Below are 12,037 nucleotides of genomic sequence, written 5' to 3'. Positions count from 1 at the left end.
GCCGCGGTCAGGGTGGTCTTGCCGTGGTCCACGTGTCCGATCGTCCCCACGTTCACGTGGGGCTTGTTCCGCTCAAACGTTCCTTTCGCCATGTTCTCTACTCCCTCCAAGCGGTGGGTTCACACACAAAAACGGCCCTTTGATCGGGTCTCCCCCGCGCATGCCGCAGGGTTCCGGTGGTCGTGATGCTGCTTCGCCCACATTGGGTTGGTTCTCGCCAGGGCGGTGTCCCGCCATGCTGGCACGCTGCGCCGGAACTCGACTGCGAGCAGTGAAGCTCACGACGCACCGACTGATGAGACTACAGGATTTCACGTGCAGCCGCAAGCTGGCGCCGGGCGTCCCGCGCCGTACCCGCCGGACCGTGCGAACTCGACAGCGAAATGGCGTCCGGATTAACCGGACGCCCCGCTGCCGGTCTCCGCTATGCCCGGCTGGTGTAGGCGACCACCGCCCGGTCGAAGGCCCCGACCAGCATCACGATGCCCAGTACCGTGCCGAATGGAACGATCAGCAGGCTCAACACCGCGATCACGATGCTCGATACGCGGCCCCAGCTGCGGCCGTCCATCACCGCACGCCGCGTGTAGTACAGCCACAGGATCAGCACCGCCGTCAGCGCGAACGACAGCCACAGGGTCAGCTGAACCTGCTGCGGCGTCAGCTGCACGGGCGGCAGGCCAGACGCGCCGTTCAGCTGCGCGAGCATCTCGTTCAGGGCACCGCCAGAAAACGGCAGCGTGAGCAGCGAGATCGCGTTGTAGAACAGCCCGATCAGCAGCGGGACCGTCAGGAACGCCAGCCGGGGCGGGCGCGCCGTGGGACCGGCGGGAGGGCGCGGGGTCGTCTTGTCTTCAGGCCAGCTCACGCCCACACACTACCGGAGAACCCTGCCGCTCCGGCGCGACGTGAACACAACCGAAAAAAACCCGCCACGCAGGCGGGTTTTTCGGAACGCGTGTCCTTACTTCTTCATCAGCTGCTGCGCGATGTTGTTCGGCACCTGGCTGTAGTGGTCGAAGAACATCGAGTAGCTGGCGCGGCCCTGGGTCATGGAGCGCATGTCGGTCGCGTAGCCGAACATCTCGCTCAGGGGCACGAAGGCCTTCACGATCTGCGCGTTGCCGCGGGCTTCCATGCCCTGGATCTGGCCACGGCGGGAGTTCAGGTCGCCGATGATGTCGCCCATGAAGTCGTCGGGCACGGTGACCTCGACGCGCATGATGGGCTCGAGCAGCGCAGGAGCGCCCTTCTGGACGGCTTCCTTGAGTGCCATGGAGCCGGCGATCTTGAACGCCATTTCCGAGGAGTCCACTTCGTGGTAGCTGCCGTCGTAGATGGTGACCTTCATGTCCACCACCGGGAAGCCCAGCATGGGGCCGGACTGCATGGCTTCCTCGATGCCCTTCTGGGCCGGGCCGACGTATTCGCGCGGCACGGTGCCGCCCACGATGGCGTTCTCGAACACGAAGCCCGCGCCGGGTTCCAGGGGCTCGGCCTTGATCTTCACGTGGCCGAACTGACCACGGCCGCCGGACTGACGCACGAACTTGCCTTCGACATCCACCGGACGGGTGATCGTTTCACGGAACGCCACCTGCGGCGCGCCCACGTTCGCGTCCACCTTGTACTCACGCTTCAGGCGGTCCACCAGGATTTCCAGGTGCAGTTCGCCCATGCCGGCAATCGTGGTCTGGCCGGACTCCTGGTCGGTCTCGACGCGGAAGGTCGGGTCTTCTTCGGCCAGCTTCTGCAGGCCCACGCCCATCTTTTCCTGGTCGGCCTTGGTCTTGGGCTCGATGGCGAGCTTGATGACCGGCTCGGGCACGTCGATGGACTCCAGCAGCACGCGCTCGTCGCCGTCACCGATCAGGGTGTTGCCGGTGCCGGCGTCCTTCAGGCCGATCACGGCGCCGAGTTCCCCGGCCTTGAGTTCCGTGACTTCCTCGCGGGAGTTGGCGTGCATCTTGAGCAGGCGGCCCACGCGTTCACGCTTTTCCTTCGTGGCATTGTACACGTAGCTGCCGGACTGCAGGGTGCCCGAGTAGATGCGCACGAAGGTCAGGCGGCCCACGTAGGGGTCGGCCATGATCTTGAACGCCAGCCCGGCCAGCTTGCCTTCCGGGTCGGCGGGGAACTCGCGGGTATCCTCGGAGTCTTCCAGGCGGCCCTTGATGGCCGGCACTTCCAGCGGGCTGGGCAGGTAGTCCACGACCGCGTCGAGGAGCAGCTGCACGCCCTTATTCTTCAGGGCGCTGCCGCACAGCACCGGGAAGATCTTCTTGTCGATGGTGCCCTTGCGGATCGCCGTGACGAGTTCCTCGGTGGTGGGCTCCTCGCCCTCCAGGAACTTCATCATGACGTCCTCGTCCACCTCGGCCGCGGCCTCGATGAGCTGCTGGCGCATCTCGGCCACCTTGTCCGCGTACTGGGCGGGAATCTCGCCGACTTCGATGTCGGTGCCCAGGTCGTTGGTGTAGGTGTGGGCCTGCAGGCGCACGATGTCGATGATGCCCTTGAAGTCGCTTTCCTGGCCCATCGGGTACTGGATGGGGGCCGGGATCGCGCCGAGGCGCTCGCGGATGTCCGACAGCACGAGTTCGAAGCTCGCGCCGGTCTTGTCCATCTTGTTCGAGAACGCGATGCGCGGCACGCCGTAGCGGTCGGCCTGGCGCCACACGGTTTCACTCTGCGGCTCGACGCCCTGGCTGGAGTCGAACACGGCGACCGCGCCGTCGAGCACGCGCATGGAACGCTCGACTTCAATGGTGAAGTCCACGTGGCCAGGCGTGTCGATGATATTCACGGTGTACTCTTCACCGCTGCCGGAGTGCTTCCACTTGGCGGTGGTGGCGGCGGCCGTGATGGTGATGCCGCGCTCGCGCTCCTGCTCCATCCAGTCCATCGTGGCGGCGCCGTCGTGCACCTCACCGATGTTGTGCGTGCGGCCGGTGTAGTACAGGATCCGCTCGGTGGTGGTGGTCTTGCCGGCGTCGATGTGCGCGGCAATCCCGATATTGCGGAAGTGGGTCAGATAGCTCTGGGCTTTGGTGGTCATAGGACTCCCTGATGGTGAACCGCTCCGGTGCTGAACACCGTCACGGATGCTGGCTTTGGAGAAGACGGCGCAGTGGCGTCCTGCGTCACTCAGCGTTCATCCCACTGCATTTCGCATCAATCGGGACTGAACCGCTTGCTGCTCCATTTCGTGGGACGAACGCCATTCCCTACTCGCTTCGCCCGGGTCTCGAGGCCTGGGCCCCTCAACCAGGGATTACCAGCGGTAGTGCGCGTAGGCGCGGTTGGCCTCGGCCATGCGCTCCACGTCGTCTTTCTTCTTGATGGCGCCGCCACGGCCCTGCGCGGCGTCCATAATCTCGCCGGCCAGCCGCTCCATGGCGGTGCGCTCGGGGCGGCCGTCCACGGCGGTCATCATCCAGCGCAGGGTCAGGCTCTGCTGGCGGCGCACGCCGACTTCGACGGGCACCTGGTAGGTGCTGCCGCCCACGCGGCGGCTGCGGACTTCCACACGCGGCTTCACGTTGTCGTAGGCCTGCTTGAAGATCTTGAGCGACTCCTGGCCGGTGCGCTCCTGCACCAGCTTCATGGCGCCGTAGAAGATGCGGCTGGCGAGGTTCTTCTTTCCGTCCTGCATGATGCGGTTGATCATGGCGCTCACGAGCACGTCCTGGTAGACCAGGTCCGGCAGGATGGGGCGCACTTCTGCTTGGCGACGACGTGCCATGGTTCTCTCCTCGGTTGTGTGGCGCGCCCGTTCAGGCGCGGTCTGACTGCTTCACTGGCATCACCCCTGTGGGCTGAGGCCGCTCACCGGACGGCTGCGGCGGGGCCTACCCCCGCGCACTGGCCGGGGCTTACTTCTTCTTGGCGCCCGCGGCGGCCGCGCCGGCCTTGGGCTTCTTGGTGCCGTACTTCGAGCGGCTCTTGTTGCGGTCCTTCACGCCCTGGGTGTCCAGGCTGCCGCGCACGATGTGGTAGCGCACGCCGGGGAGGTCCTTGACACGGCCGCCGCGGATCAGCACGACCGAGTGTTCCTGCAGGTTGTGGCCTTCGCCGGGGATGTAGGCGGTGACCTCAAAGCCGCTCGACAGGCGCACGCGGGCGATCTTGCGCAGCGCGGAGTTGGGCTTCTTCGGGGTGGTGGTCTTCACGACCGTGCACACGCCGCGGCGGAAGGGGCTGCCCTTGAGGGCGGGAACCTTGCTCTTCTTCTGGAGGGTCAGGCGCCCCTTGCGGAGCAGTTGCTGGGTGGTAGGCAGGGAAATCACTCCTCGAGTGCCCAGGACTCGTGCTGGGCGGGGATGGCGGGGGAAGGAGTCCGCCCACGCGTACGGGGCTGGACTGGGTTGGCTTCGGGGGTGGCGACGCGGCTGCGCCGGCCGGAGGTGATCACGCACCGCGCCGCTGGAGCCGTCAGCATCGGCCCTGCGGGCGGTGGACTGAAGAAAAACGCCGTGACGCAACCCAGAGTCCGGGCCGTTTTCAACCTTCCCATGATAGCCGCCCCCGACCAGAGGCGCAAGTCAGCGCGGCAGTTGCAACGCGCGGGAGCTGTGCTACACTCCCTTTCGCCCATAGGTCGGCCGGTCACGGCCACCCACCCGCGCGGAGAGGTGCCAGAGTGGTTGAATGGGTCAGTCTCGAAAACTGAAGTATGGGCAACTGTACCGTGGGTTCGAATCCCACCCTCTTCGCCACACGCGTCCCGGTCCCCAAGGCCGGGACGCGCTTTTGTGGTGTGGGGGGACATATACATCCACCCTTGGGCAAATCCTCATGGATCTATACACTCGGGGCACGGTCTACCATGACGCCCGGTCACTCGCCCCTGGAACAGCGCCTGAGTCAGATCCGCCTGTGGATCGTGGTGATCGCCAACCTGTCGTACCTGCTCTACTGCGTACTCACTACGCTGATCGGCGCCGAGCCGTTCACGCTGGAGGCCGCCCTAACTGGCGACCACCGCACGCGCTACTGGGGCGGCCTGCTCGCCGCCGCCGGGCTGCTCGCGGTGTGGGCGTGGCCGCGCCGCGTGCGCGTGATCTACCTGCCGTACCTGCTTACCCTGCTGGGCGTCAGCGTGGCGGAGGTGCTGAGCACGGTCTCGAGCCGCACCATGCCCTTTCACCTGGCCCTGTGGCTGAGCGCGAACATGGCCATCGTGTTTCTGGTGTACGGCGCGCGGCGCGGCGTGCAGGTGTTCGGCGCAATCCTGGGCGTCATCGTGGCCGCGCTGGCGGTCCATCCGCCGGACACACGGGACATGCTCGCCGACTGGATCACCACCCTGATCGTCATGGCGGTCGCCGGGGCAAGCAGCGCTCTGCTGATGACGCTGATCGAGAGCAACATGCTGATCCACGAGCGCACCATCGACGAGCTGCGCACCGCCCGCATCGACGCGGTCACGGGCATGCCGGGCCGCGCCGTCACCGAGCACGACTTCGAGCGTCTGCTCGGGCATGCCCGCACCACACGTCAGCCCCTGGGCGTGATCGTGACGGACATCGACCACTTCAAGACCGTGAACGACGAGCACGGCCACCGGCGCGGCGACGAGGTGCTGCGTGAGTTCGCTGCCCGGCTGGTGACGCACGTCGCGCCCCACCACGGCACGGTGGGCCGCTGGGGCGGCGAGGAGTTCCTGGTGCTGCTCCCCGACCACGACTACGCGCAGACCCACGCCGTGGCCCAGGCCATGTGCCGCTCCGTGAACGAGCGCGCGGTGGCGGGCGTGACCATCACCGCGAGTTTTGGCGTGTCGTGCCTGGAGGAACCGCTGGCGAGCGCCGAGGCGCTGTTCACGGACGCCGACTCGGCGCTGTACGAGGCCAAGCGCACCGGCCGCAACAAGGTCGCGTGAACACTCAGGGCGAGGGCTGCGCCTGCCACACGAGCAGGCTGGCCCGCAGCGCCGCCGCCTCGCGCGCCGCGTGCAGGACCGCGCCCGCAGCCTCCCGCTGGCCCTCCGGCGTGAGCGGTGAGTACAGCGCGTCGTACAGCGCCTGACCGGCGCGGGCGAGCTGCATGAGTTCCGCGCGCCACGCTCCCGCGTCGGCCGGCGTCCACCCGGCCGGTTCGGTGGGGTCCGTGAGCAGCGCGGCGGGGTCCGACAGCCGCGCGACCGTGAGTTCCAGGGTGTGCCGCAGCGCCAGCACCTGCCGGGCGGGCACCGGCAGACCGGGCGGCGCCGTGCGGGCCTGGGCGAGCGTGAAGGCGTGCACGGTATGCAGCAGGCCGTCGCCGGGTCCGCTGAACAGGCCGCGCAGGCCGTCCGGGCCGTACAGCACTTCCCGCAGGGCGTCGCGCAGCAGTTCGGGCAGGGCCATGCCCTGGAGTGTAGCGGCGCGCAGAGCTCGGGACCGGCCCACGCTGTTTGCTGTTGACCCGGCGTCTAGGCCACCCGGCCGATGCGCAGCGGCGCCGCCCGCCCTACCGTGGGAGCACGATGATCAAGAACGTCAAGTAACGGCACACCCCCGGCACACCGCCCCGGCCTACACTGGGGGCAATGTCGGTATGGATGCCCACGCAGCGACGCGGACGATGTCCGGGTGGCGCGAACTGCATGGATCACGCGAACAACGACGGAGGCGACCCCGCCCCCGATGACCACAAGGAAGTGACCTCACATCGATAAAGTGCATGGCAACACGTCGGGCCTCCGGCCCGCACAGCTCAAGGCCCTCGGCAACCTGTACCGCCGCCGCATCGAGCCCGGCCGCGTCGGCTCTCCGGAACTCGCGCGCAACCTCGCGGAACTGTCCAGCGACGTGCGCCGCGAGGTCGGGGTGCTGATCGACCGCCGCGGCCGCGTGATCTCGGTCAGCGTGGCGGACGCCCGGGGCACCGAATTCCCGGACCTGCGCGTGGGCGAGCACCGCCTGTCGGGCTTCCACCTGCTGCACACCCACCCGCGCGGCGGCGCGCTCAGCAAGGCCGACCTGTCTACTCTGTTCCTGAAGCGCCTGGACGCCGTCTCGGCCATCGAGGTGCGCGACGGCGGGCAGCCAGGACTGGTGCACACCGCCCACCTGACGCCCCCCGGCACGGTCGGCGAGGAAGAGGACTGGCGCATCCTGCCGCCGGTGCCGTCCTTCCAGATCGACGACTTCGACCTGGGTGCCCAGGTGCAGGCGCTGGAGGAGGAAATCGCCCGCGCGGCCCGCACCCGCGAGGCGAAGAAGGACCACGAGCGCGCCATTCTGGTGCAGATCGACCAGGGCGAATTCGACGCCGAGGAACGCCTGGACGAGCTGGCCGAACTGGCCCGCACCGCCGGCGCGGAGGTCGTGCACCGCGAACTGGTGTACCGCCGCAACCTCAAGCCCGGCACGCTGGTCGGCGCCGGGAAGCTGGAGGAGCTCACCAGCAAGGCGTACCACCTGGACGCAGACCTGCTGATCTTCGGGCAGGAACTCGGCGCGGCGCAGGCCCGCGAGATCGAGGCCGCGACCGGCCTGAAGATCATCGACCGCACGCAGCTGATCCTGGACATCTTCGCGCTGCACGCGCAGGGCGTGGAATCCCGGTTGCAGGTGGAACTCGCGCAGCTGCGCTACATGAAACCCCGCCTGCTCGGCGCGGGCGCGCAGCTCTCGCGCATCGGGGGCGGCGGCGGCAGTGCGGGCGGCGGGGCCATCGGCACGCGCGGCCCCGGCGAGACCAAGCTGGAGCTGGACCGCCGGCGCATCAACGACCGCCTGAGCTTCCTGGAAAAGCAGCTGGCAGACGTGGCCCAGCGCCGCGAGGAACGCCGCAAGACCCGCGAACGCAACGCCGTGCCGGTCATCTCGATTGTCGGGTACACCAACGCGGGCAAGAGCACCCTGCTGAACGCGTTCACGCACGCCGCAGAGGAACCCCGGCGCGTGCTGGCGGAGAACAAGCTGTTCGCCACCCTACGCCCGACCAGCCGCCAGGGCTACCTGGAGGGCATCGGGCAGGTCGTGCTGACCGACACCGTGGGCTTCATCCGTGACCTGCCCAAGGACCTCACGCGGGCCTTCCGCTCGACGCTGGAGGAGATCGGGGACGCGGACGTGCTGCTGCACGTGGTCGACGTGGCCTCGCCCGGCGCGGATACCCGCCTGGACGCCGTGAACCGCATTCTGGACGACCTGGGCTTCCGCGAGTTGCCTACCGTGATCGCGCTGAACAAGGCGGACGCCGCCGCACCCGACGTGCTGGAGCGCGAGATCGAGCGCACGGAGGGCGGCATTCCCGTGAGCGCCCTGAAGAACGTGGGCCTGAGCGAACTGAAGGAGGCCCTGACGGACGCCGTCGCGCAGGTGCAGCGTCAGGAACACGCCCATCGGGAGGAAGCGAAGGAAGTCGCCGCTCAGTACCGCTGAGCGCACCCACCGACTGGACAGCGGAGGCCACGGCGCCTCCGCTTCTTTTGTGGGGGCGCGGGGTGGGGAACGCCACCACCGTGGCCTCCACCGGACGGTGGACGCGGCATCCGGCGCGGATGTGCGAGGCTGGCACGCGATGTTCCGCTCCGTGACCGCCTGGACCTACACGCTGATCGTGGCGGGCGTGTGGGCGCTGTCGGAGGCGGTGGGCGAGCGCAGCGTCCCCACGGCGCTGCTGGTCTACACGCCGGCCGCCGTGTGGCTGGCGCCGGCCCCGCTGGTGTTGCTGTGGACGCTGTGGCGGCGCCGGGGTGTGGCTGCGGCGCTGGCGGGCACGCTGCTGGCCGCGTGGGGCGCGGGGCTGCTGCACTGGCGCCCCCAGACCGCCGGCGCGCTGCGCGTGCTGACCTTCAACGTGAAAGAAGGGCGGGACACCACCCCGGCCCGCCTGGGTGCCCTGCTGCGGAGCACCGACGCCGACGTGATCCTGCTGCAGGAAGCGAACTTCGCGGCGCCCGGCTTCGACGCCGAGCTGCTCCGCCGCCTGCCCGGCTACTCCGTGCAGCGGGGCTATGAGACGACCACCCTGACGCGCCTGCCGGTCGAGTCGTTCCGGCGCGTGAACTACCCGTCGGACTGGCGGCAGGTGCTGGTCACCCGCGTGGCGTGGCGGGGCGTGCCGCTGACGGTCGTGAATGCCCACCCCGGCCGGCTGAAGTTCGGGGACGCGCCGCGCGGCGACTTCAGCTTGATCCGGCCCAGCCTGGCCATGCGCGCCGCACAGATCAAGACGGTGCTGGACATCGTGAACGCCGAACGCGGCCCGCTGGTACTGGGCGGCGACCTGAACACCCCGCCGCGCGGCCTGGCGTACCGGCAGTTCATCCGCGCGGTTGGGCCGGACGCGCACGACACCGCCGGCCGTGGGCCGGGCTGGTCGTTCCCTCAGCTGTCCGCCCGCATCGACCACCAGTTCGCGCGCGGCCTGACGGCGACGCGCGCCACGGTGCTGGCCGTGGACCAGAGCGACCACCGGCCGCTGCTGGTCGAGTACCGCTGAGCGGGCCGTCCGTCACTCTGGAAGCGACGCCAGCCACGACCGCGCGTGGGCCGGCGTGCGCAGGTGCACCAGCGTGAGGTGCGGGTACGCCGCGACCAGACCGGGCATCTCACGGCGACGGCGCCAGTGGGTGCGGAAAAACCACGGCACCGGACTGTCGGGCCGCACGGCGGTGAGCAGGGTCTCACGGTTGCCGTTCCACAGCACTTCCCGGGTCGTCACGCGCCGCAGCGTGCGGGTCAGCACCCGCCAGAACACGACGGGGCCCGGGTAGTCCAGCCACACCACGGTGTCGGCGCGCGCCCACCCGATGTCGCGGGCCTTGCCGTAGTTGCCGTCCATGACCCACGCGCGGTGAGCCGTGAAGGCCGCGACCTGCGCCCGGAACTCCTCCGGGGCGGCCGGCTGCCACCCGGGCTGGTGGTTCCACGCGTCCTGCTCACCGTGGGGCACGCGCAGCCGGGCGGCGAGAGCCCGGGCGAAGCTGGTCTTGCCGCTGCCGGTCGTACCGACCACGAGGATGCGGCGCATCCTCCCAGGAGAGCAGCGGCCGCGCGGGACGGCATCCGCCGGATGGCCTGCTCAACGGCCCGGCACGAGTTTCAGGAGCCGGCCGCTGCCGTACTCGGCCACATACAGCTCGCCGGCCTCGTCCTCCCCGAAGGTGCTGGGGCCGGCGACGCGGCCCAGGGCGGCCTTCGACCACGCGGCGCCGCTCGCCACGGCCGACCACACGGTGCCGCTGCCGAAATCCGCGAAGACGTACCGGCCCTTCAGGGCGGGAATCGCGCTGCCCCGGTACACGTACCCGCCGGTGATGCTCTGCCCGTCCTGACGGCCATACGTCAGCACCGGCTCGACGAAGGCGCCGGCCCGGCAGTCCGGTTCGTAGCATTGCCGGCCCTCGCGCACGCGCCAGCCGTAGTTCTCGCCGCCGCGGCTGGCCCGGGGCTGCACGTTCACCTCCTCGAAGCTGTTTTGCCCCACGTCCGCGATCACGAGGTCGTCGGTCTGCCGGTCGAAGGAGAAGCGCCACGGATTGCGCAGACCGAACGCCCAGATGTACGGGCTGGCGCCAGCGCGCGACGCGAAGGGATTGCCGGGCGCGGGCCGGGCGGCGGCGCCGCTCACGTCGAAGCGCAGCAGCTTGCCCAGCGGCACGGCGAGGTTCTGCGCGTTGTTCTGCGGATCGCCGCCGCTGCCACCGTCGCCCAGACCCAGGTACAGGAAGCCGTCTGGGCCGAAGGCGAGCTGGCCGCCGTTGTGGTTCGCGTACGGCTGCTTCGCGGTGAACAGCGTGGTCGCGCTGGCGGGCTCGGCCCGGCTGAAATCGGCAGTCGCGGTGTACCGGGCGAGCACCGTGTCGCCGTTCTGATCGGTGTAGTGCACGTACACGCGGCGGTTGGTCCTGTACGCCGGGTCGAAGGCCAGCCCCAGCAGGCCGCGCTCGCCGCCGGCTCGGGTGCGGCCGCTCACGTCGAGGAACGGCGTGGGCCGCAGCGTACCGCCCTGGAGCACGCGGATCACGCCGGTCTGCTGCGCCACGTACACGCGGCCGCTGCCGTCGCCCGCGTGGGCCAGGGCCGTGACCTGCGCCACGCCCTCCACCACCGGCGTGAAGGCCACACGCGGGGTGCCCTGGGCGGACGCCACGCCCAGCAGAGCGGTCAGGAGGTACGGCAGCGCTGGTCTCATGCCCCAGTGTGCCGGGTGGCCGTGCGACCGAACTGTGACGCCGCGGCCGGGGCGTGAAGGGCCCTTCATGCCGCCGAGCCCCGCGCTCCCGGTTTCCACGGAAGAGTGAGCACAGTCCACTCCCTGGAGGTTTGCACATGACCGACGCCTACGACCGTCCGCCGGCCCCGGCCACCGAACCCACCGACATGCCCGCGCCGCTGCCCGAGCGCATGCCTGGCACCGGCGACAGCGGCCCCATGATGGACCCGCCCGTGAACCCGGACACGCCCGGCATGCCGGTGCCGCAGCCCAGTGACAACCCGGACACGCCGGGCCTGCCCACCCCCACTCCCCTGCCGGCGATGTAAGGACCCGCTCCACCAAAACGGTGAGCGGCGGTCGCTGTGACGCGACCGCCGCACGCCTGTGACGCCCCTCAGCTGTACTCGACGGCCACGACCTCGAACTTCGCGGTGCCCTTGGGCAGCGGCACCTCGACCGTGTCGCCGGCGCGCTTGCCGCTCAGGGCCTTGCCGATGGGGCTGGCGTCGCTGACCTTGCCCTTCAGGACGTCGACCTCGTACGTGCCGACGAGTTCAAACTGCCGCTGGTTGCCCTTCTCGTCTTTCACCGTGACCTTTGCGCCCAGGCCGGCGCCGCCTGTGGCGTCCTCCGGCACGACGACCGCGCGGTGCAGCTGCTCCTCGAGCTCCGAGATGCGGGCCTCGTTCTCGCTCTGTTCCATGCGCGCTTCGTCGTACGCTGCGCTTTCCCGCAGGTCGCCGTCCGCGATGGCGCGGCCCATGTTCTCGCTGATCTGCTCGCGGCGCGTGGTCTTCAGGTGGTGCAGGGTCTCGCTCAGTTTGTCATACCCGCGCTGGGTCATGGGAATGCTCTTGTTGCTCATAGACAGTCAAGTATA

At 69.3% G+C, this 12,037-nt stretch carries 13 protein-coding genes and 1 tRNA gene; 5 read left to right on the top strand and 9 right to left on the bottom strand.

The features are described 5' to 3' along the window. The 5 genes from HNQ07_RS22065 to rpsL all read right to left on the bottom strand — a co-directional run. Positions 1-92, bottom strand: a 92-nt coding sequence (locus tag HNQ07_RS22065) for a GTP-binding protein (protein WP_221275291.1), incomplete at its 3' end; no start/stop codon positions are given. 332 nt (positions 93-424) lie between these two features. After that, positions 425-868, bottom strand: coding sequence for a hypothetical protein (locus HNQ07_RS22060; protein ID WP_184115852.1), 444 nt, complete (start codon positions 866-868; stop codon positions 425-427). A gap of 96 nt (positions 869-964) precedes the next feature. Continuing rightward, entirely contained in the window at positions 965-3,058 is a 2,094-nt protein-coding gene (fusA, locus tag HNQ07_RS22055) for an elongation factor G (RefSeq protein ID WP_184115850.1), read from the bottom strand. A 216-nt stretch (positions 3,059-3,274) separates the two neighbouring features. After that, positions 3,275-3,745: a 30S ribosomal protein S7 gene (gene rpsG / locus HNQ07_RS22050; protein ID WP_184115848.1), complete on the bottom strand. Its 471-nt coding sequence runs from the start codon at positions 3,743-3,745 to the stop codon at positions 3,275-3,277. Between the two features lie 130 nt (positions 3,746-3,875). Beyond that, positions 3,876-4,280, bottom strand: coding sequence for a 30S ribosomal protein S12 (rpsL, locus tag HNQ07_RS22045; RefSeq protein WP_103312519.1), 405 nt, complete (start codon positions 4,278-4,280; stop codon positions 3,876-3,878). 348 nt (positions 4,281-4,628) lie between these two features. Between rpsL and HNQ07_RS22040 the strand changes: the two genes are divergently transcribed. Further along, positions 4,629-4,718 (top strand) — tRNA-Ser (locus HNQ07_RS22040). A 110-nt stretch (positions 4,719-4,828) separates the two neighbouring features. Next, a complete protein-coding gene (locus HNQ07_RS22035; protein ID WP_184115846.1) occupies positions 4,829-5,884 on the top strand; it encodes a GGDEF domain-containing protein in 1,056 nt (351 codons plus the stop codon). 4 nt (positions 5,885-5,888) lie between these two features. On the opposite strand, the gene HNQ07_RS22030 is transcribed toward HNQ07_RS22035, so the two are convergent. Continuing rightward, positions 5,889-6,350, bottom strand: coding sequence for a hypothetical protein (locus HNQ07_RS22030; RefSeq protein ID WP_184115844.1), 462 nt, complete (start codon positions 6,348-6,350; stop codon positions 5,889-5,891). A 312-nt stretch (positions 6,351-6,662) separates the two neighbouring features. Between HNQ07_RS22030 and hflX the strand changes: the two genes are divergently transcribed. Both hflX and HNQ07_RS22020 read left to right on the top strand, forming a co-directional pair. After that, positions 6,663-8,375 (top strand): GTPase HflX, encoded by a 1,713-nt coding sequence (gene hflX / locus HNQ07_RS22025; protein WP_184115836.1) that lies wholly within the window; start codon positions 6,663-6,665, stop codon positions 8,373-8,375. A 151-nt stretch (positions 8,376-8,526) separates the two neighbouring features. Continuing rightward, the gene (locus HNQ07_RS22020; RefSeq protein ID WP_229832289.1) at positions 8,527-9,438 is read left to right on the top strand and encodes an endonuclease/exonuclease/phosphatase family protein; all 912 of its coding nucleotides are present in this window, start codon (positions 8,527-8,529) and stop codon (positions 9,436-9,438) included. Positions 9,439-9,450: 12 nt separating this feature from the next. Here the strand turns inward: HNQ07_RS22020 and HNQ07_RS22015 are convergent, their stop codons facing one another. Both HNQ07_RS22015 and HNQ07_RS22010 read right to left on the bottom strand, forming a co-directional pair. Further along, positions 9,451-9,969 (bottom strand): P-loop NTPase family protein, encoded by a 519-nt coding sequence (locus HNQ07_RS22015; RefSeq protein ID WP_184115832.1) that lies wholly within the window; start codon positions 9,967-9,969, stop codon positions 9,451-9,453. A 51-nt stretch (positions 9,970-10,020) separates the two neighbouring features. After that, complete coding sequence (locus tag HNQ07_RS22010) at positions 10,021-11,133, bottom strand: PQQ-dependent sugar dehydrogenase (RefSeq protein WP_184115830.1); 1,113 nt, start codon at positions 11,131-11,133, stop codon at positions 10,021-10,023. A gap of 137 nt (positions 11,134-11,270) precedes the next feature. Here HNQ07_RS22010 and HNQ07_RS22005 point away from each other — a divergent pair, with 137 nt between their 5' ends. Then, a complete protein-coding gene (locus HNQ07_RS22005) occupies positions 11,271-11,483 on the top strand; it encodes a hypothetical protein (protein ID WP_184115828.1) in 213 nt (70 codons plus the stop codon). 68 nt (positions 11,484-11,551) lie between these two features. Here the strand turns inward: HNQ07_RS22005 and greA are convergent, their stop codons facing one another. Then, entirely contained in the window at positions 11,552-12,022 is a 471-nt protein-coding gene (greA, locus tag HNQ07_RS22000) for a transcription elongation factor GreA (RefSeq protein WP_184115826.1), read from the bottom strand. Positions 12,023-12,037 lie beyond the last annotated feature (15 nt).

The organism is Deinococcus metalli (assembly GCF_014201805.1).
Classification (GTDB): Bacteria; Deinococcota; Deinococci; order Deinococcales; family Deinococcaceae; genus Deinococcus; species Deinococcus metalli.
The sequence above is the reverse complement of the archived record's forward strand: the minus strand, read 5'-3'. Positions and strand labels throughout refer to the sequence as shown.